The sequence below is a fragment of the Lysobacter sp. BMK333-48F3 genome, from assembly GCF_019733395.1.
Lineage (GTDB): Bacteria > Pseudomonadota > Gammaproteobacteria > Xanthomonadales > Xanthomonadaceae > Lysobacter.
Window position 1 is genome coordinate 1919637 of record NZ_JAIHOO010000001.1, and the last position, 17642, is coordinate 1937278.

Annotated in this window: 16 protein-coding genes; 10 read left to right on the plus strand and 6 right to left on the minus strand. The window is 72.1% G+C overall.

Translation table 11 applies throughout. The features are described from left to right. Window positions 1-63 precede the first annotated feature (63 nt). Window positions 64-2661, plus strand: coding sequence for a serine/threonine-protein kinase (locus K4L06_RS08100; protein WP_221670911.1), 2598 nt, complete (start codon window positions 64-66; stop codon window positions 2659-2661). A gap of 221 nt (window positions 2662-2882) precedes the next feature. Next, window positions 2883-4688, plus strand: coding sequence for a hypothetical protein (locus tag K4L06_RS08105; RefSeq protein ID WP_221670912.1), 1806 nt, complete (start codon window positions 2883-2885; stop codon window positions 4686-4688). A 63-nt stretch (window positions 4689-4751) separates the two neighbouring features. Here K4L06_RS08105 and K4L06_RS08110 read toward each other — a convergent pair whose 3' ends face one another. Next, window positions 4752-5159 carry an MmcQ/YjbR family DNA-binding protein gene (locus K4L06_RS08110; protein ID WP_221670913.1) on the minus strand — a complete coding sequence of 136 codons (408 nt, stop codon included), beginning with the start codon at window positions 5157-5159 and terminating at the stop codon, window positions 4752-4754. Between the two features lie 74 nt (window positions 5160-5233). Beyond that, window positions 5234-5527, minus strand: coding sequence for a hypothetical protein (locus K4L06_RS08115; protein ID WP_221670914.1), 294 nt, complete (start codon window positions 5525-5527; stop codon window positions 5234-5236). Between the two features lie 306 nt (window positions 5528-5833). Here K4L06_RS08115 and K4L06_RS08120 point away from each other — a divergent pair, with 306 nt between their 5' ends. Then, entirely contained in the window at window positions 5834-6241 is a 408-nt protein-coding gene (locus tag K4L06_RS08120) for a hypothetical protein (RefSeq protein WP_221670915.1), read from the plus strand. A gap of 109 nt (window positions 6242-6350) precedes the next feature. Here the strand turns inward: K4L06_RS08120 and K4L06_RS08125 are convergent, their stop codons facing one another. Beyond that, complete coding sequence (locus tag K4L06_RS08125; RefSeq protein WP_221670916.1) at window positions 6351-6764, minus strand: VOC family protein; 414 nt, start codon at window positions 6762-6764, stop codon at window positions 6351-6353. A 119-nt stretch (window positions 6765-6883) separates the two neighbouring features. On the opposite strand from K4L06_RS08125, the gene K4L06_RS08130 reads away from it, so the two are divergent. Both K4L06_RS08130 and K4L06_RS08135 read left to right on the plus strand, forming a co-directional pair. After that, complete coding sequence (locus K4L06_RS08130; RefSeq protein WP_221670917.1) at window positions 6884-7792, plus strand: LysR family transcriptional regulator; 909 nt, start codon at window positions 6884-6886, stop codon at window positions 7790-7792. Between the two features lie 14 nt (window positions 7793-7806). Next, window positions 7807-8280: a gamma-glutamylcyclotransferase gene (locus tag K4L06_RS08135; RefSeq protein ID WP_221670918.1), complete on the plus strand. Its 474-nt coding sequence runs from the start codon at window positions 7807-7809 to the stop codon at window positions 8278-8280. A gap of 95 nt (window positions 8281-8375) precedes the next feature. Here K4L06_RS08135 and K4L06_RS08140 read toward each other — a convergent pair whose 3' ends face one another. Then, complete coding sequence (locus K4L06_RS08140; protein ID WP_221670919.1) at window positions 8376-9173, minus strand: SDR family oxidoreductase; 798 nt, start codon at window positions 9171-9173, stop codon at window positions 8376-8378. A gap of 156 nt (window positions 9174-9329) precedes the next feature. Between K4L06_RS08140 and K4L06_RS08145 the strand changes: the two genes are divergently transcribed. From K4L06_RS08145 to K4L06_RS08160, 4 genes are all read left to right on the plus strand, one after another. Continuing rightward, entirely contained in the window at window positions 9330-10388 is a 1059-nt protein-coding gene (locus tag K4L06_RS08145) for an ATP-binding protein (protein WP_221670920.1), read from the plus strand. Continuing rightward, entirely contained in the window at window positions 10385-11788 is a 1404-nt protein-coding gene (gene ntrC, locus K4L06_RS08150; protein WP_221670921.1) for a nitrogen regulation protein NR(I), read from the plus strand. Before K4L06_RS08145 ends, ntrC begins: the two co-directional genes overlap by 4 nt. Window positions 11789-12042: 254 nt before the next feature. Then, window positions 12043-12615 carry a superoxide dismutase family protein gene (locus K4L06_RS08155; RefSeq protein ID WP_221670922.1) on the plus strand — a complete coding sequence of 191 codons (573 nt, stop codon included), beginning with the start codon at window positions 12043-12045 and terminating at the stop codon, window positions 12613-12615. Window positions 12616-12831: 216 nt separating this feature from the next. Next, a complete protein-coding gene (locus K4L06_RS08160; protein WP_221670923.1) occupies window positions 12832-13314 on the plus strand; it encodes a GNAT family N-acetyltransferase in 483 nt (160 codons plus the stop codon). A gap of 211 nt (window positions 13315-13525) precedes the next feature. Here K4L06_RS08160 and K4L06_RS08165 read toward each other — a convergent pair whose 3' ends face one another. Further along, window positions 13526-14446, minus strand: coding sequence for a hypothetical protein (locus tag K4L06_RS08165; RefSeq protein ID WP_221670924.1), 921 nt, complete (start codon window positions 14444-14446; stop codon window positions 13526-13528). 113 nt (window positions 14447-14559) lie between these two features. Between K4L06_RS08165 and K4L06_RS08170 the strand changes: the two genes are divergently transcribed. Further along, window positions 14560-15837 carry an acetyl-CoA C-acetyltransferase gene (locus tag K4L06_RS08170; RefSeq protein ID WP_221670925.1) on the plus strand — a complete coding sequence of 426 codons (1278 nt, stop codon included), beginning with the start codon at window positions 14560-14562 and terminating at the stop codon, window positions 15835-15837. Between the two features lie 276 nt (window positions 15838-16113). On the opposite strand, the gene K4L06_RS08175 is transcribed toward K4L06_RS08170, so the two are convergent. Further along, window positions 16114-17571, minus strand: coding sequence for a sulfatase-like hydrolase/transferase (locus K4L06_RS08175; protein ID WP_221670926.1), 1458 nt, complete (start codon window positions 17569-17571; stop codon window positions 16114-16116). Window positions 17572-17642 lie beyond the last annotated feature (71 nt).

Consider the following 17642-nt stretch of genomic DNA (forward strand, 5'->3'; position numbering starts at 1 on the left):
GGTCGCGACGCGGCAGCGCGTTGCCTGCGGCACGTCCCCGATTCGCGCACTGCGTCCGCTCTCATGTCCGCCGCTTCCGACGATTTCGAACGCCAGGCCCTGCGGGGGCTGCGCGTCTTGCTCGACACCGACCCGGCCCGGCGCGCCGCGGGGATCGAGGCCATCGCCGATCCGGTCTTGCGCGCCCGGGTCGCGGCGTTGTTGGCGCAGGCCGAGACGCGCGCGGCCGCTGCGCGCGGCGGTCCGGTCGAGGCGGAGCTGGATCCGCTCGGGCCTGGGCACCGGCTCGGCCCGTATCGGTTGCTGGAGCGGATCGGCCGCGGCGGCATGGGCGAGGTGTTCCGGGCCAAGCGTTGCGACGGGGCGTTCGAGCGCGAAGTCGCGTTGAAGTGCATCTGGGGCGGCCTGGCGCCCTTGGCCGAACGCTTCCAGCGCGAGCGCGAGCTGTTGGCGCAACTGCAGCATCCGGGCATCGCGCAGTTGTACGACGGCGGGATCGCCGCCGACGGACGACCGTGGTTCGCGATGGAGTTGGTGCGCGGCGAGCCGATCACCGATTGGTGCGATGCGCGCGAGACCGCGCTGGAGCAACGGATCGAATTGCTGATCCAGGTCTGCGCCGCAGTCGATGCCGCGCACCGCGCATTGATCGTGCACCGCGACCTGAAGCCGGCCAACGTGCTGGTCGACGAGGCCGGTCGGGTCAAGTTGCTCGACTTCGGCATCGCCAAGCAGCTGCTGCCGGGCGAGGCGGAGCAGGCGCCGACCTTGGCGATGACCCCGGCCTGGGCCGCGCCCGAGCAGCGCGACGGGCGCCCGATCACCACCGCCACCGACGTCTACCAACTGGGCCGCTTGCTGCGCGCGTTGCTGATCGGCGTGCCGGCGGCGACTGCGGCCGATGCGCCGCGGCTGGCCGCGGCGTTCCGCGCGCTGCGCCAGCGCGACCCGCAGGCGGCGGCGACCCTGGCCGCAGCGCGGGCGACCACGCCGGCGCGCTTGCAGGCGCGCCTGCGCGGCGACCTGGACTGCATCGTCGCCCGCGCCTGCCTGGAGGAGCCGGCGCAACGCTATCGCAGCGCCGCCGCGTTGGCCGACGACCTGCGGCGTTGGCTCGCGCATCGGCCGGTGACGGCGCGCGGCGAGGATCGCGTTTACCGCCTGCGTCGGCTGTTGCGACGGCACTGGCCGGCGTTCGCGGCCAGCGCGGCCGGCGTGGCCCTGGCCGTGGCCGGCGGCGTCTATCACCTGCAGCGGCTGGATCGCGAACTGGCCCAGACCCGCGCTGCCCGCGACGCCGCGGCGACGGCGCAGCGGCGCGCCGAGGATCAGCGCGAGCGCGCCGAGGCTACCGCCGAGTACTTCGTCGACCTGTTCAAGCAGGCGCGGCCGCGCCAGACCGACGGCGGCGAGGTCTCGGCGCGCGAGTTGTTGTCGGGCAGCCTGGACCAGTTGCTCGGCGATCGCGAGCGCGACCCGCGCGTGCGCGCTTCGTTGCTGGCCGCCAATGGGCGCGCCTGGTCGTATCTCGGACGCATGGAAGAGGCCGACCGCGCCGCGGCCGCGGCGATCGGCCTGATGCAGTCCGATCCGGGCGCGGACGCGGAGACGCTGGTCAAGACCCGCATGCGCCGGATCGGCTACCTGCACCATCTGCACCGCTCCGACCAGGCCCGCCAGGAACTGGACGCGGCCCTGGCGCTGGCCGGCGCGCGGCCCTTGCGCGATCCGGACCTGCGCACCCAGTTGCAACTGTGGCGCGCCAACCTGGCCAGCGAGCGCGACGACGCGCCGATCGCGCGCGATGCCTACGGGCAGGTGCTGAAATTGACCGAAGCGGCGCTGCAGCGCCCGGCCGCGTGCCGCCTGCATTACGGCGCGCTCGGCAACCTGGCCATGCTCGATATCGACCAGCACCGTCCCGCCGACGCCGAACGGCGCCTGCGCCGGGCGCTGGAGATGATCGGCCCCTGCGGCATCCGCGACCGCGCCGATGGCCTGATTCTGCGCCGGGTGCTGAGCGTGGCCCTGATCGATCAGGCGCGCCTGGCCGAGGCGCGCACGCTCGCCGATGAGGTGGCGAGGCAGTCGCGCGCGCACTTCGGCGCGGACGACAGCTTTCTGCGCCATGCGCTGTACGTGCAAGCCTTGGTCGAACTGGCCGACGGCCGGCCGCAGGCGGCGCTGGCGGGCTTGCCCGAGGTGATCCGCGGCGACGCCGCGCACTTGCCGGCGCAGGCGCCGGCGCGTCGCGATGCGCAGGGCTTGCGGGCGCTGGCCTGGATCGCGCGGGCGGATGCCGGCGAGCACGATGTCGGCGAGCGCGATGTCGGCGCCGCCGCGATACCCGGCGCCATGTCCGGCCCGGCTGCCGCCGCGGACCTGGCCGCTGCGGTGCGCGCCTTGTCGGCCGTCGCCACCGACGCGCCGGGCGCGAAGTCCGATCCGGCCACGCGCTTCCATGCCCTGGCGCTGGCGTATGCGCAGTGCCGTCGCGAACCGAATGCGAGCCATCGTGCCGCCTTCGCCGCCGCCCGTACCGCGGTCGGCGAGTTGCGCCCCTGGCGGGCGCGTCTGAGTCGCGATTGGTCCCGTCGTTGCGGTACCGCGGGGGTAGGAGCGGCGCCAGCCGCGACCGCGTTACGGCCGATCGCGCGGTAACACCGATGGCTGATGACCTCGTCGGCTCCATGCAATGGCGCCGCGGCGGATGCATCGCGGTCGCGGCTGGTGACCGAAGGAAATCCCCGTGGGACGCCACTCCTACCCTTTGAGGCGCAGAGAGCGGCTTTGCGACCGTCATGTCAGGTTCTGCCGCCTGCGCTCGTACCCCTCGATACCGCGGCCGGATGCCGCGGTCATCCATACGAGGAGTCACGATCATGAATCTCAAGCCTACCCCCGCCCCCGCCCCCGCCCCCGCCATCGCTGCGCCGCGGCGCTGGCGCCGCCAGCTGCCGCTGGCCGCCGCCGCGCTGGCCCTTGCCTGCGCCGCAGTGTGCGCCCCGGCCGCCGCGCAGGAGCGTTCCACCTTGTCGTCGTTCGCGCCGGCGGTCTATGCCGACGGCCTGCTGCGCCAATACCTGGTCAAGAACGGCCGCATCTACCTGCGCACCGAGCCGAACTGGAACGACTGGCAGAACATCTCCGCCGCCTTCAACGGCAGCCGCCTGGTCGGTTCGGGCGAGATCACCGCGTTCGACGCCGAGCGCTACAGCGACGGCCTGCTGCGCCAGTTCCTGACCCGCGGCGGCCATGTCTACCGGCGCATCCAGGCCGGCGTCGACAACTGGCATGCCTGGGAGAACATCGACAGCGCCTTCCCGGGCACCGGCGACGCGCGCATCACCTCGTTCTCGGTCGCGGTCTACCCCGACGGACTGCAGCGCCAGTTCCTGGTCCGCGGCGGCAGCCTGTATCGCCGCACCCAGACCGCGGCCGGCGGTTGGCCGGCCTGGGAGGACATCAGCGCGGTGGTGCACGCCGCCTGCGGCTCGGAAAGCCCGATCACTTCGTTCCACTCGGCCCCGTACCAGGACGGCAAACTGCGCCAGTTCGTGGTCTGCGGCAACCAGGTGCTGCGCCGCACCGAGCCGAACTGGAATACCTGGGAAAACGTCAGCGGCTTGTTCGCCGGCGTCGGCCGCTCGGCCGATCCGCGCGTCGACGAGCCGATCCACAAGCGGGTGATGGTGATCGAGTACAACCCGACCATCGAGTACCGCCTGAGCGGCGAGCGCATCGACCTGCCGCTGAACCGTGCGATGGGCTGGCGCGATCCGCGCGTGCTGGAGCAGCAGTACATCGAGTTCCTGGAGCAGGCCAGCGAGCAGGTGGTGCAGTACACCGTCGCCGAGCACCTGCGCCTGGACGCGTTCCCGCCACGCACCCGCAACCCGGTCTATGACGACGAAAGCTATCAGCGCTGCATGGCCGACCGGCCGCACAGTTGTCCGCGCGAGGAGGACTTCGACTACGTCGCCGCGCTGCGCGAGCACGGCGTGTGCGAACGCGCCAACCGCTACGAGATCGACGAACTGTGGCTGTGGGGCGGGCCGTACTTCGGCTTCTGGGAGGCCAACATGACCGGCCCGGGCGCATTCGACACCAACGGCGCGCCGATCCCGCACACCCTGACCGGCTGCAACGTCAAGCTCAACATCATGGGCTTCAACTACGAGCGCGAGCCCGAGCGCATGCTCGAGGACATGGGCCATCGGGTCGAGGGCACGATGGAGCACCGCTTCGGCCAGTGGCGCAACACCTACGGTCCGCCGCCGCAGCAGGCGATCCCCGGGCCGAACCCGCTGGAGCGTTTCACCATGCGCGGCTTCGACGTCGGCACCGCCGCCTGCGGCAACATCCACGGCAGTCTCAACACGCCGGTGTTCGATCCCAACAACTGGTGGGGCTACGACTTCACCAATCCGCATCGCGAGCCGAACACCTGCGACGACTGGGAGCGCTATCCGGACCTGACCGGCGCGGTCACGGTCGACAACTGCAGCAAGTGGGGCGGCCCGCGCTGCAGCTTCCCCGACGGCTACGCCGCCGCCGACCGCGGCTGGCACCTGTACTGGCTCGGCAAGATCCCCAACTTCGTCGGCAGTTACGGCGGCGCGCACAACGATTGGTGGTGGTACGTGCTGGACTGGGACGCGGCGGCGGCGACGCCGCCGGGGCGCTGAGGGAAAGCGACGAAGACGAACCGGCGGCGACTGAGCGCCGGTTCGTCATGTCTGCGAGCGGCCTCAGCCGCGCTCCACCAGCGCCGCCAGCTTCTTCGGCGCCAGCACGCAATAGCTTTCGGCGAGCAGGTCGGCGACCTCGTCCCAATCGGTGCCGGCGTCCAGGGCCAGGCCGACGATGTTGGCGAACCACACCGGCCGGAAGAACGGCGCGCGCCTGAAGCGCGGCGCGTCGGCGCGCGCCTGCGGCAGGCGGAAGGTCAGCACGGTCAGCGGCCCGGGATGGCCGGCCGCCTGCGCATAGGCCGGCGGCCAGCCGTCGGCGATGGCGACGACATGGGCGAAATTCTTCTTGCCGACCATCCAGCGCGTACCGGTCCAGGCGGGTTCTTCCCAGGCTTCCGGCAGGCCCAGGCAGATCGCCGACAGGCGGGCGACGGTGGCGGCGGCGACTTGCGAACGCTCGGCCATGGCGGAGGGACCAGGGACGGAGGGGGTTAAGCGAGCTTAACCCCCTCCGTCCCTGTAGGTGCCTGCAGGTGGCGCTACAACTCCTCGGCGGTCGCCTCGCGCGCGCAGCAGTAGCTGTAGAAGCCGGTGCTCATGGCCTTGGTGTACACCAGGTGGCCGTACTTGAGGTGGCTGTCGCCCGCGCAGGTGTAGGTGAACCTGGCCAGCAACTGCTCGTCGCTGCCGCGCAGCGTTTGGGTCGACGCGAGTTCCTGCAGCCGGCAGCCCGGATAGAGGCGGCCGATGTCCATGTCGACGGCCTTGGAGTCGACCCGGGCGCAGCCGGCGAGCAGGCAGGCGCAGGCGAGCGGTACGAGCATTCGGTCCATGAGTCTCTTCGCTGAAGTCGGGCAGGGCCGTCGCTTCCGTAACGGCCGCTGGCGAGGGTAGCAGACGGCGTTGCGCACGCAGGCGGCCATGGCGACCGACCGGGTCGCCGCCGGGCCGCGTGGACCGGCGCCCCGGCCGATGCAGACCGATCCAGGCCGATACGATTGCGACCGCCGCCTCGCCGGGCGCGCGACGCTGCGCGCACAACGCCGCAGGCGGCGCCGGCGCCGATTGTGGTTGCCGCAGGTGCGTGTTCCAGTCGCCGCACGCTCTCCATCCCGGAGGGCTTTCAAGGAGGAAACACGATGAATCGTACGATTCCGACCGCGCTGGCCGCGGCGATGCTGGTAGCGGTTTGCGGCGCGGCCCAGGCCGGCCTGAAGTCCAATGTCCCGGTCACGGTCGAGAACAACGCCCAGGGCAACGCATTCCGCGCCTACGGCATGCTCGGCACCGCGCGCAACAGCGCCGACGGCAACCAGGTGATCGGTTGCGGCATCAGCGTCGTCGGTACCGGCAGCGCGGGCGCGGTGTGCGAGGCGCAGAACTCGGGCGGGCGCTACGTGCGCTGCATCACCTACAACGCCGCCATGATCTCGGCGGTGCAGAGCGTCGAGGCGGATTCCTATATCGAATTCACCTTCGATGCCCAGGAAAACTGCACCAGCCTCTATGTCGCCAACAGCTCGTCCAACGCGGTCAAGCAGCCCTGATCCGTGCCGGCGCCGCCGTCCGGCGGCGCCGGCCTTGGCTGCGCTGCCGGCCGCGGCGGTCGCCGAATCCGGCCCGCACGGATGCCGGGCGGAGCCCGTGTCGCCCGCATCAGCACGGGTCGTAAGTCCTCACCTCGATGTTGTGGCCGTCGAGGTCGTGGAAGTACAGCGCCTCGCCCCAACCGCGCGCGCCGTACTGCGCCGCGGCCCGGCCGTCGCGCACGAACGGGCCGCCGCCGTGGCCGATGCGCAGCGTGCGCAATCGCGTGCGCACCGCTTCGAAGCCGGCGCGATCGGTATGCAGGGCGAGGTGGGCGGGGTCCCTGGGCGCCTGCGGCAGCAGATCGATCACGCAGTCCGGCGCCAGGCGCAGGGCGAGGAACGGCGATTCGCCGCGCTCCGCGGCCAGCCCCAGCGTGCGCCGGTAGAACTGCGCCGACGCCTCGGGATCGGCGACGCGCAGGATCAGATGGTCGAGCCGCAACCGGCCGGCCCCATGGTTTTTGTCGATAGAAGCGGACATCGGTCGCATCGGCGGCTTGGTCGGGAGCCGCGGTCGTGACAGTCTAGGAAGCGGCCGTCGCGATCGCAGTCGACGATTCGGCATGCCGGGCCTACGCAAACGCATGAGCGGGTTGGACGATGTCGATCGATTGGGACGACCTCAAGACCGTATTGGCGATCGCGCGCCACGGCACGCTGAGCGCGGCCGCGCGTGCGCTCGGCACCAGCCAGCCCACGGTCGGACGGCGGCTGGAAGCGCTGGAACAGCGCCTGGGGGCGAAACTGTTCGATCGCGAAGCGATCGGGCTGCGCGCCACCGCGCTCGGCCACTCGCTGCTGGAGGGCCTGGAGCAGATGGACTCCGGCGCATCGGCGGTGCAGCGCCAGGTCGCCGCGCGCGATACCGGCCTGTCGGGCGAGATCCGGGTGACCAGCCTGGACTGGCTCGGCGACGAGGTAGTCGCGCCGATGCTGGCGCGCTTCGGCGCGATGCATCCCGGGCTGGAGATCGAGCTGAGCAACGACACCCGGGTCTATAACCTGGCCCGGCGCGAAGCCGATCTGGCGTTGCGCTTCGGCGCCTTCACCCAGGAAAACCTGATCGAGCGCCGGGTCGCCGATGTCGCCTATGCCTTGTACGCCAGCGACGACTATCTGCAGCGGCACGGCCGGCCCGAACCCGGTGACGGTTTCGCCGGCCATGCGCTGGCCTATCTGGACCGCGCCGCCGGCGAGGTGCCGCACGAGCAGTGGTTGCCGCCGCTCGCGCATTCGGCGCGCACGGTGCTGCGCTGCAACGGCCTGCGCGCGCATCTGGCCGCGGTGCGCACCGGCGCGGCGATGGCGGTGCTGCCCTGCCTGCTCGGCGAGCGCGAACCGTCGCTGCAGCGCGTGGCCCTGGCGCAGGCGATGCCGTTGCGCCCGGTGCGGCTGGGCTTTCACTCCGACTTGCGCGACACCCCGCGGATCCGCGCCCTGGTCGACTTCATGGTGGCGCAGTTCGCCGAACTGGCCGGCGAACTGAACCCCCTGCGTCCCTGTCGATAGCTAGGGATAACGCGATGACCCCGATCGATTTCGGCCCCGACGATCTGGCGCTGCTGCGCGCGCTCAACCGCTTGCGCGGCCGAGGCGTCTCCGCCGAGCGCGAGGCGCTGGAGCAGCGGCTCGAACGCCGCTTCGGCGCCGACACGCGCCTGGCGGTGTACGGCACGCTGGCGCCCGGCGAACCGAACGAACATCAGCTCAGCGCCCTGGCCGGGCACTGGTTCGGCGGCGGCGCGGTGCGCGGGCGCTTCGCCGCGCAGGGCTGGGGCGCCGCGCTCGGCTATCCGGCCCTGGATTGGTCCGAGGACGGGCCGCCGGTGCCGGTGCAGGTGTTCGTCTCGTCCGACTTGCCGCAGCACTGGCCGCGCCTGGACGCGTTCGAGGGCGAGGAGTACCGGCGCATCCTGGTGCCGGTGCACGGCGCCGGCGGGGTGCTGGCGGTGGCCAATCTGTATGCCGCCGTGCAGGACGGCGGCCCGGGGCCTTGAGCCCTGGCGCCGATCGCCGGTACGGCGGGCGACGCGGGCGGATGCTACCGGACGGTTTCGATCGGCGGGTTCGATCGGTGGTTCGATTGGCGGGTTCAGTCGACCAGAAACCCGCTGGTCAGGTTGAGTATCGCGCCGGTCATCGCCGCCGCGCGCGGCGAGGCGGCGTAGACCGCGCTGCCGGCGATCTCGTCCAGGCCCGGCAAACGCTTGAGCACGGTGCCCTCGGCCGCTCCTTGCAGCATCGCTTCGATGCTCAGGCCGGCGGCGTCGGCCTGCGGCTGGAACACCTCGCGCGCATGCGAGCCGCGCGCCAGCGTTTCGGGGATGGCATGCGAACGCAGGCATACGGTGCGGACGCCGCGCGGGCCGAGTTCGCCGGCCAGGTGTCGCCACAGCGCCTCCACGCCGGCGCAGGCGACGCAATGGCCGAGGTAGCCCGGACCGGTCATGCGCGCCACCGGCGTGACGATCGTCATCAGCGCTCCGCCCGGGCGCAGGTGCCGCGCCGCGGCCTGGGCGATCAGGTAATGGCTGCGCAGATAGCGCTGCACCGGCAGTTCGAACTGCTCCAGGCTCAGTTCCGCCAACGCCACGCCTTGCACGTGCACGAAGCCGGCCGCGTTGAACACCGCGTCGATGCCGCCGGCGCGCGCGGCGACGGCGTCGGCGTGGCGATGGACGGCCTCAGGGTCGAGCACATCGACGCAGTCGGCTTCGGCCTGGCCGCCGTCGGCGGCGATCGCGGCGACCGCCGCGTCGAGCCGCTCGCGCCCGCGCGCAGCCAGGAACACCCGCGCGCCGGCGCTTGCGAACGCCCGCGCCACCGCGCCGCCGATCGCGCCGCTGCCGCCATAGACCAACGCCACCTTGCCTGCGAGTTCGCCTTGCATGCTTGCCTCCGCCGTGTCGGACAGGGTCGGTCGAGCGCCAGGGCCGAGCCGCGGCCCGCGCCGGTTCCCAGACCCTGCTTATAAGCCATCGGGCCGGGCCCGAAAGGAGCCGGCGGTAGCCGATTGAGGGCGACCGCTTTGCACTACTATGGTGCAATGCCCTCCGACCCCCAGCCCGCCCCCGACCTGAGCCTGGACGGCCTGACCACGCCGATGGCCTGGACCGATCCGGCCGGGGCGATCGCCGGCTGCAATCTGGCGTTCTCGCGCTGGTTCGGGATCGGCGCGCGGCGCTTGATCGGCTGGCCGCTGTCGGGCCTGGACGCCGACGACGACGGCCGCCTGGCGCGGGCCCTGGCGCGCGCCGGCGGCGACGAAGCGCCGCTGCGGATGCGCCGCCTGCGCCTGCGTTACGCCGGCGGGGAGGACCGTTTCGCCGATCTGTGGCTGAGCCGGCGCGACAGTGGCGGTTGGTTGCTGGAGGCGCACCCGGTCGACGAGTTCCCCGGCGACGACCCGGCCCTGCTGCTGCCTTCTGCGCTGTCGGCCTCGCTGAAGGGCCTGGCGCACGAACTGCGCAACCCGCTGGCCGGGTTGAAGGGCGCGGCCCAGTTGCTGGGGCGGCGCATCGACGACAGCGAGGGGCGCGAACTGGTCGAACTGATCGATAGCGAAGTCGAGCGCCTGGCCGCCCTGGTCGACCGGCTGCTGATCGCGACCCCGCCGCGGCCGCACGCGCCGCTCAACATCCACGCGGTGCTCGAACGGGTGCTGCGCCTGGCCGAGGCCGACGCCGGCTGGGCGGTGCGGCTGGTGCGCGACTACGACCCCAGCCTGCCGGAGTTCTTCGGCGACGCCGACCGCTTGATGCAGGCGGTGTGGAACCTGGTGCGCAACGCGATCGAGGCCGGCGCCAGCCACGTCCATCTGCGCACCCGGATCGAGCACGGCGTGCGCATCGCCGACGCCGTGCATCCGATCGCCCTGCGCCTGGAGATCGTCGACGACGGCCGCGGCGTGCCGGAAGAACTGGCCGAACAATTGTTCCTGCCGCTGGTGTCCGGGCGCGCCGAAGGCAGCGGCCTGGGCCTGGCGCTGGCGCAGCTGGTCTCGCGCGAGCACCGCGGCTCGCTGGCCTATCGCTCGCGCCCGGGCCACACCGTTTTCACCCTGTTGCTGCCGATGCAGATCGACACCGAGGAGACGCGCCCGTGAGCGCCGCACGCATCTGGGTCGTCGACGACGACCGTTCGGTCCGATTCGTTCTCGCCACCGCCCTGCGCGCCGCCGGCTACCGCGTCGACGAGTTCGAGAACGCCGCCGACGCGCTGGACGCGCTGGAGCAACGCGGCGCGCCGCAACTGCTGTTCACCGACGTGCGCATGCCCGGCGACGGCGGCCTGGTGTTGCTGGAGAAGCTCAAGGCGCGCGCGCCCGCGTTGCCGGTGGTGGTGATGAGCGCCTACACCGACGTCGCCAGCACCGCCGGCGCGTTCCGCGGCGGCGCGCAGGAGTTCCTGTCCAAGCCCTTCGATCTCGACGAGGCGGTAGCGCTGGCCGCGCGCACCCTGGCCGCGAACGGCGCGCCGGAGCCGGCGCCGGCGGCGGCCGAGGAGGCGCCGGCCGACACGCTGATCGGCGACACCCCGGCGATGCTCAACCTGTTCCGCGCGATCGGCCGCCTGGCGCAGGCGCCGCTGTCGGTGCTGATCACCGGCGAAACCGGCACCGGCAAGGAACTGGTCGCGCGCGCGCTGCATCGCGAATCGCCGCGCTCGGCGCGGCCGTTCGTGGCCCTGAACACCGCGGCGATTCCGTCGGAGCTGCTGGAAAGCGAGTTGTTCGGCCACGAAGCCGGCGCCTTTACCGGCGCCCAGCGCCGCCACATCGGCCGCTTCGAGCAGGCCGACGGCGGCAGCCTGTTCCTGGACGAGATCGGCGACATGCCGTTGCCGTTGCAGACCCGCTTGCTGCGCGTGCTGGCCGAAGGCGAGTTCTTCCGCGTCGGCGGGCGCGAACTGATCCGGGTCGACGTGCGGGTGATCGCCGCCACCCACCAGGACCTGGAGACGCTGGTCGCGCAGGGCCGCTTCCGCGCCGACCTGCTGCACCGGCTCGACGTGGTGCGGCTGCGCCTGCCGCCGCTGCGCGAGCGCCGCGCCGACGTGCCGCAGCTGGCCGAGCGCTTCCTGGCCGCGGCCGCGGCCCGCTTCGCCGCGCCGATCAAGCGTCTGTCCAAGCCGGCGCTGGAACGCCTGCTGGCCCACGACTGGCCGGGCAACGTACGCGAACTGGAGAACGTGTGCTGGCGCCTGGCCGCATTGGCGCCGGGCGAAACCATCACCCGCGCCGACCTAGACGAGGTGCTGGACGTGGCCGAAGCGCCCGCGCCGGGCGCGGCCGAATGGGAGCACCAACTGTCGGCCTGGGCGCGCGCGCAACTGGCCGAAGGCCGCGCCAACCTGCATGCCGACGCGCGCGAGCGTTTCGACCGCGCCTTGCTCGAGGCGGCGCTGGCGCATACCGGCGGGCGCCGCACCGAGGCGGCGGCGCGCTTGGGCCTGGGCCGCAATACCCTGACCCGCAAGCTCGGTCCGGGGCGGCGCGGCGCCTGAGCCTGCGCGTACCGGTCCGAGCGCGGATCGCGTGCGCCGGTTTACCGCGCTTGGCGGATTGCGAACCGGGTCCGGCCCGGCGCGGCGCGCGCCGACATAATCCGGCCAACCGTTCCGCCGCGGTCGTTGCCGTCGCCGTCACCGCCGGTGCCGCTTCGGCGCCATGTTTCACCGGCACTGAACCCGGCCGGGGCTAGCGTCGGAATTCCTCTCGCACGCGCGCCGTCCGCGACGGCGCCGACAGGAGTCATTGCATGTTGTCCATCCTGCGTACCGCTACGATCGCCGCCGCCGTCCTCGCGCTCGCCGCCTGCGGCGGCCAGACCGCCAAGCCCACGCCGCCGCCGCCGGGCCCCAAGCCGGTGTCGACCGCGCAGTCGGCGGTCGCGGTGATGGCTTCGGCCTCCGGCAGCCTGGTCAGCGGCAAGCTGAGCCTGCGCCCGATGGGCGACGGCGTGCACCTGACCGGCGAGATCGGCGGGCTCGGCGCCAACAGCACCCACGCCATCCATATCCACGAGAAGGGCGATTGCAGCGCGGCCGATGCCAGCAGCGCGGGCGGCCACTTCAATCCCTCCGGCCAGCCGCACGGCCGGGTCGGCCACGGCGCGCACCACGCCGGCGACATGAACAACCTGGTCGCCGACGGCGAAGGCGTGGCCAAGGTCGACGTGCACGCCAGCGGCGTGACCCTCGGCGGCGGCGCGGCCAACGACGTCGTCGGCCGTGCGGTGATCGTGCACGCAGCCGCCGACGACTACGCCAGCCAGCCGGCCGGCAACGCCGGCGCGCGCCTGGCCTGCGGCATCATCAAGGTCGCGCGCTGAGCGGACTGCGCGCGGTATCCGTGCCGCGCGCCCGTCGGGCTGTCGAGCCGCCCGCTGCCGCGAGTCGCGCCGTCGTTCGCCATGCCGTCTTGAACATGCCGTCCTGAGCCGGCCGTCCTGAGCCGGCCGTCTTGAGCGCACTGTCTTGAGCAGGTCAGTCTTGAGCCCGTCGTCTTGAGCCCGCTATGTTGAGCACACCGTTCTGAGCCTGCCGCCATGAGCCGATTGCGCATTCGCGACGCCGTCGCCGCCGACCGCGACCTGATCGCCGACTGGATGGTCGCGATGGCCTGGGAAACCGAGCACAAGCGGCTCGACCCGCCGACCGTGCAGGCCGGCGTCGGCGCCGGCTTGGCCGATTCGGCCAAGGCGCGCTACTTCGTCGCCATGCGCGAGGCCGAAGTCGCCGGCCGCGAGACCATCGCGGTACCGGCCGGCACCCTGATGCTGACCCGCGAGTGGAGCGACTGGCGCAACGGCGACTGGTGGTGGATCCAGAGCGTGTACGTGGCCGCCGAGCACCGTCGTCAGGGCGTCTATCAGGCCCTGCACAGCCACGTCGCGGCCCTGGCCCAGGCGACGCCCGGCGTGGTCGGCCTGCGCCTGTACGTCGAACGCGGCAACGCCGCGGCGCAGCGCACCTACCGGGCGATGGGCATGGACGACGCGGGCTACGACATTTACGAGCAGGGCACCTGAGCCGGTAGCGTTGCTTCCTGTAGGAGCGGCGTCAGCCGCGACCACCGAAGCGACGCAATACCACGCATCCTGCCGAAGACCGCCGCTTCATCGCGCAGCGCATCGGCGAAGGCGCCTTGTTCCGAGCTTCGGCTACGGCGCTTGCGTACGTCGCTGCGGCTGTCGCGGCTGACGCCGCTCCTACAGGAGGGCGCGCTTCAGGAGGGTGTGTTTACAGCGCCTCGCGCTCGGCCGGGCCGTCGCAGTGGACGAAGGTGACCGGGACGGCGTGGGCGCCGAGCACCGCGGAGATCTGGCGCAGGCGCGCTTCGAAGTGCTGGTACCGGCGGTTGAGGGTCTGCCGGCATTCCTCGGTGTTGCACGGCGCCTCGGGCGCGTAGCGGGCGTGCCAGGCGGCCGGGGAGAACAGGGCGATGCGCGCCTCGCCTTCGCTGTAATGCACCAGCGGCTCCGGCGGCGCGTCCAGCCACTCCTCGCCTTCCGGCGCCAGCAGGGCGGTTTCCAGCAACGGCCACAGCGGGCCCAGGCCGGCGTGTTCGTACTGCATCGCCATCATCGCGGCGAGGTCGTGCACGGTCAGGTAGCGGGCGTGCTCGACCTGCAGGCCGAACGCGGCCTGCGCGGCCAGGGCGGTGTCGGCGCCGGCCATGCCGCGCTCGAGCAGATGGCTTTCCAGCAGGTCGCCGACCCGGGCCACGCGGTCGGCGTCGCCGCCGAGCAGGAACGGCACCAGCCGCAGCGGGCCGCCGGCGTAATCGGGCGAGGGCGCCAGCGCGCCCGGCAACTGGGCGTCGTGGGCGCCGAAGGCGATCACCCGGCCGGCCTGCGCGTCGGCGTGGCGCTCGCGCGGCGCGTTCGCGGCCAATTGGTCGAGTTCGCGGTGCAGCGGCCAGCCCGGACGCAGCAGTTCGACCGGATCGTAATGGGCGCCGACCGTGATCAGGTCCAGCCCGGCGGCCTCGGCGGCGAAGCCGGCCAGGTCGCGCGCGACCTTCTCCGCCAGGGCGCCGGCGTCCTGGCGCGGCAGGGCCGCGCGGTCGACCGTGGCGTCGCCGCGGAGCTCCAGGGCGAGGGCGCCGAGGACGTGCAGGGGCGCGGATCGACCGCTGGCGGAGGGGCTGGCAGGGCTCATGGTCACCGAGGATACGCTGGCGTTTGGTAGAGCGCGTGTGCGGCGCTACACTGAGCCCCATTATGCCCGCTCCGCCACGGCGGGCTGTCCCGAATCCCCCGCGAGGTGTGCCGATGCGTCCAAACCGTCCCGTCGCCGTGCTCGGTGGCGTGCGTATTCCGTTTTGCCGCCAGAACACGGCCTATGCGGACGTGGGCAACCTGGGCATGTCGGTCCGCACCCTCGGCGCGCTGGTCGAGAAATTCGGCCTGCACGGGCAGCAGCTGGGCGAAGTCGCGATGGGCGCGGTGATCAAGCACAGCAACGACTGGAACCTCGGCCGCGAGGCCGCGCTGTCCTCCGGCCTGTCGCCGCTGACCCCGGGCATCACCCTGCAGCGCGCCTGCGGCACCTCGCTGGATTCGATCATCACCATCGCCAACAAGATCGCGGTGGGCCAGATCGAGGCCGGCATCGGCGGCGGTTCGGACACCACCTCCGACGTGCCGATCGTGTACGGCAAGCAGCTGCGCCGGCGCCTGCTCGAAGCGGCGCGGGCCAAGACCACCAAGGACAAGCTGGCGGCGTTCAAGGGCTTCCACCTGCGCGAGCTCAAGCCCGAGTTCCCCGGCGTGGCCGAGCCGCGCACCGGCAAGAGCATGGGCGACCACTGCGAGGACATGGCCAAGCAGTGGAACATCTCACGCGATTCGCAGGACGAGTGGGCGCTGTCTTCGCACCAGAAGCTGGCCGCGGCCTACGAGCGCGGCTTCTTCGACGACCTGGTGGTGAGCTTCCGCGGCGTCTCGCGCGACAACATCCTGCGTCCGGACAGTTCGCTGGAGAAGCTGGCGACGCTGAAGCCGGCGTTCGACAAGACCTCCGGCCGCGGCACCCTGACCGCGGCCAACTCGACCCCGCTGACCGACGGCGCCGCGGCCTGCCTGCTGGCCTCGGAAGAGTGGGCCCAGGCCCACGGCCACGAGGTGCTGTGCTATCTGCGCGACGCGCAGGTCTCGGCGGTCGATTTCGTCCACGGCGAAGGCCTGCTGATGGCGCCGACCGTGGCCGTGCCGGAGATGCTCAAGCGCCAGGGGCTGAGCCTGCAGGACTTCGACTTCTACGAAATCCACGAGGCCTTCGCCGCGCAGGTGCTGTGCACGCTGCGCGCCTGGGAGAGCGAGGACTACTGCAAGAACCGGCTCGGCCTGGACGCGCCGCTGGGCCGGATCGACCCGGCCAAGATCAACCCGAACGGTTCCTCGCTGGCGGCGGGCCATCCCTTCGCCGCGACCGGCGCGCGCATCGTCGCCACCGCGGCCAAGGAACTGAAGCAGCGCGGCGGCGGCCGCTGCCTGATCTCGATCTGCACCGCCGGCGGCATGGGCGTGGTGGCGATCCTGGAGCGTTGAGCCCCGGACCACCGGTTTCGCGCCGGATCGATCGCGCAACGCCCCGCATCGCGGGGCGTTTTCGTATCCATCGCGATGGCGCACGCTCCCTGCAGGAGCGGCGTCAGCCGCGACCGCCGAAGCGGTGCAATACCACGCACGGGCCGAAGCCGTTGACCCGCATGCGAACGGCGAGGCGCCGCAGATCTGCGCTTCGGCGGCTGGCGCTTACGTACGTCGCTGCGGTTGTCGCGGCTGACGCCGCTCCTACAGGCGATGGCATCCGAGGTGCCGACGCTACGCCGGCCCGCCGCGGCTGCGCCCGGGCACGTAGCTCGGCGGCCAGTTCGCCGGCAGCGTGCCCTTGGCCTGCATCTGCACAACCAGGGCCTGTTCCAGCAGCGACTGCTGCGCGCGGTACGCCGGATCGCCGGCCAGGTTGCGGTCCTGCTGCGGGTCGCTGCGGTGGTCGTACAGCTCCCAGTCGCCGCCCTGGTCCGGCTGGTTTTCCGGCGGCAGGTAGACCGCATAGGTCCATTGCTCGCTGCGGATCGCGCGGATCGTGCTCGGGCCGTCGCCGCCGATGTCGTCGTAGGTGAAATGCACCTCGTCCTGCACCGAAGCCTCGGGGTCGGCCAGCACCGGGCTCAGGTCGCGCCCGACCAGGTCGGGGAACTGCTCGGCGACGCCGAGCAGGGCGGCCAGGGTCGGCAGCAGGTCGACCGAGCTGGCCAGGGCCTGGCTGCGCTGCGGCCGCGGCCAGGCGACCGGGTTGGAGAACAGCAGCGGCACGTGCAAGGCCTCGTCGTAGGCGTTGACGAACTTCTCCACCAGCCCGTGCGAGAGGCCGAGCTCGCCGTGGTCGGCGAAGCGCACGATCAGGGTGTTGTCGAGCTGCTCGCGGCTCATCGCGTCGAGCAACTGCAGGATCTGCGAATCCACGTATTCCAGCAGGTAGGCGTAGAAGTCGACGAAGTCCTGCGGTCGCGCGCCGGCCGCCGCCATCGCGCTCCAGGCGTAGCTGGCCTGCGCGCGCGGTTTGCCGGACAGGTTTTCGTTGGCGTTGTTCGGCAGCGGCGCGCCGCTGGCGCCGTAGACGCAGGCGTCGTAGTAAGTCGCGGCCAGGTCGAGAAAGCCCAGGTGCGAGTCGTGCGGATTGACCAGCGACACCACCAGGCAATACGGCGAGGGCGGCGGCGCGGCGAGGAACTTCAGCGCGTCGGCCAGATAGCGCTGATCGTTCTGGTTCGGCGCGCCCGGCGAGGGCGGGGCGCTGGCCAAGGTGCCGCCGCCCAGGTAGGTCGGGCCCAGGCTGAGCCCGGCGTCGTTCGGATCCCAATCGGAAAACCCCCAGCGGCTCAGGTCGCTCGGGCTCTGGCCGGGCTCGTTGCCGCCGAGCAGGTGCCACTTGCCGATCCAGTAGCAGCCGTAGCCGGCGGCCTGGGCGACCGTGGCCAGGTTCGGCAGCACGTCGGGCAGGGGCAGCGAATCGGCGCCGGTGGTGGTGGTGCAGCCGGTGACCGCGGGGTACTGGCTGGTGAGGAAGGTGGCCCGGCTCGGCGTGCACATGCAGGCGCCGGTGTAGGCGCGTTCGAAGCTCAGGCCGTTGCCGCCCAGGCGCCGCATCGCCTTGAGCCGGGCGCCCAGCTCGGCGCGGTACGGCGCCGGCCACTGCGCCAGGCTGCGCTCCTGGTCGGTGATGATGAGCAACAGGTTCGGCTGCGCGCCGTAGCGGAACAGATCGCTCAGGGCCATGGGGGCATCGCCTCGGGGGATGTGGGATCAAACGCAGCGGCCTGCGCCGACGGGTCGCCGGCGGGCTGGCG